3 protein-coding genes are annotated in these 2,281 nt (G+C 62.5%); all 3 read left to right on the top strand.

Annotated features, from left to right (window positions below; translation table 11 throughout):
• The first annotated feature begins 114 nt into the window (after positions 1-114).
• A complete protein-coding gene (gene petA, locus AC1DJN_RS21630; RefSeq protein ID WP_025875286.1) occupies positions 115-735 on the top strand; it encodes a ubiquinol-cytochrome c reductase iron-sulfur subunit in 621 nt (206 codons plus the stop codon).
• The gene (locus tag AC1DJN_RS21625) at positions 735-1,994 is read left to right on the top strand and encodes a cytochrome b (RefSeq protein ID WP_478040198.1); all 1,260 of its coding nucleotides are present in this window, start codon (positions 735-737) and stop codon (positions 1,992-1,994) included. The genes petA and AC1DJN_RS21625 overlap by 1 nt, the downstream gene beginning before the upstream one ends.
• Positions 1,987-2,281, top strand: a 295-nt coding sequence (locus AC1DJN_RS21620) for a cytochrome c1 (RefSeq protein WP_478040196.1), incomplete at its 3' end; no start/stop codon positions are given. The genes AC1DJN_RS21625 and AC1DJN_RS21620, both read left to right, overlap by 8 nt.

Genomic DNA, 2,281 nt, shown 5'->3' with positions numbered 1-2,281 from the left:
GCGTTGTGTGGCGCGCAACGGTTCCGCTACACTCGACCGAGATTCAATGCGGCTCTGGCCCCCACCGGAACCGCTGGCAGCCTTAAAGCTACCTAATCAATATCGGAGTGCCGGATGGCCAACGATGGGGTACACGATCCAGTCAACACCGGACGTCGGCGTTTTCTTACTGCCACCACAGCTGTGGTGGGCGCCGTCGGCGTCGGATTCACCGCAGTTCCTTTCATCAAATCCTGGAACCCCAGTGCCCGCGCCAAGCTTGCCGGCGCACCGGTGGTGGCCGACATCAGCGCCCTGCAGGAAGGCCAACGCCTGATCGTGGAATGGCGTGGCCAGCCGATCTGGATCGTCAAACGGTCCAAGGCGATCCTTGACGCGCTGCATGGGCTGGATGGCCGCTTGAAGGACCCCGAGTCCGGCGAGAAGGACCAGCAGCCGGAGTACGTGCTCAAGCAGAACCCGGAGCTGCGCTCGATCAAGCCCGAGATCTCGGTGCTGGTCGGTCTCTGCACGCACCTGGGCTGTTCGCCGGAAATGGTGGGTGAAATCCGCCCCGAGCCCTACGATCCGCAATGGAAGGGCGGCTATTTCTGCCCCTGCCACAAGTCGCGCTTCGACATGTCCGGCCGCGTCTTCAAGGACGTGCCCGCACCCATCAACCTGAAGGTGCCCGCGCACCACTACCAGGACGACAACACCATCATCATCGGTGTCGATCCGCAGGGGGCTGCCTGATGTCCAACATCCTCAGCCGTACCGCCACCGGCGTGGCCGACTGGGTCAATGCCCGCGCGCCGGGGTTGATGCCGATCTACCGCAAGCACGTCAGCGAGTACTACGCGCCGAAGAACTTCAACATCTGGTACTACTTCGGCTCGCTGGCGCTGCTGGTGCTGGTCAACCAGATCGTCACCGGCATCTTCCTGACCATGCACTACAAGACGAATGCCGCCGAAGCATTCGCCTCCATCGAATACATCATGCGTGACGTGGAGTGGGGCTGGCTGATCCGCTACATSCACTCSACCGGTGCCTCGCYGTTCTTCATCGTGGTSTACCTGCACATGTTCCGCGGGCTGCTGTATGGCAGCTACCAGAAGCCACGCGAACTGGTGTGGATCCTGGGCATGCTGATCTACCTGGYGYTGATGGCCGAAGCCTTCATGGGCTACGTGCTGCCGTGGGGCCAGATGTCSTTCTGGGGCGCCMAGGTGATCATCTCGCTGTTCGGYGCSATTCCGGTGATCGGCAACGGCCTGACCGAATGGATCATGGGCGATTACCTGCCCAGYGACGCCACSCTCAACCGSTTCTTCGCMCTGCACGTGATCGCSCTGCCGCTGGTCCTGCTGCTGCTGGTGGTGCTGCACCTGGGCGCGCTGCATGAAGTGGGATCGAACAATCCCGATGGCGTGGAGATCAAGAAGGGCCCGAAGGGCAACCGCTGGTCACCGAACGCGCCGACCGACGGCATCCCGTTCCATCCCTACTACACACTCAAGGACGGCGTCGGTGCGGGCTTCCTGCTGATCATCGCGGCCTTCATCATCTTCTTCGCACCGGCCTTCGGTGGCCTGTTCCTGGAACACGACAACTTCACCGAAGCCAATCGCCTGGTCACCCCCGAGCACATCAAGCCGGTCTGGTACTACACGCCGTACTACGCGATGTTGCGGGTGGTGCCGAACAAACTGGGTGGCGTGATCGTGATGTTCTCGGCCATCGCCATCCTGTTCCTGGTGCCCTGGCTGGACCGGGCCAAGGTCAAGTCCTACCGCTACCGCGGCTGGCTGTCGCGCGGCCTGCTGGGCATGTTCGTGGTGTGCTTTGCGTGGCTGATGGTGATCGGTTCCGGTCCTGGTACCGATGCACACGAGACCTATGTCGGGCGGGTGCTGACCTTCCTGTACTTTGCCTTCTTCATCACCATGCCGATATGGACAAGGCTGGACAAGACCAAGCCGGTACCGGAAAGGGTGACCACGCATGACTGAGCGCTGGATGGTCCGGCTGGCCCTGGCGGCCGCCCTGATGCTGGGCAGTACCCTGGCCATGGCCGCCGAGGGCGGCACCAAGCTCCTGCAGGCCGGTAACGACCTGGGTGACCGGGCGTCGCTGCAGCGCGGCGCCCAGTTGTACATGAACTACTGCAGTGGCTGTCATGCACTGAAGTACCTGCGCTATTCGCGGATGGGCGAGGACCTGGGGCTGAGCGAGGAAGAGGTGATGAACAACCTCAACTTCACCGGCTCGGCGATCGGCGATCCGGTGCCTGTGGCGA

It is taken from the genome of Stenotrophomonas sp. 05L414_2 (assembly GCF_056397905.1).
This window is presented reverse-complemented; position numbering and strand designations above follow the sequence as displayed.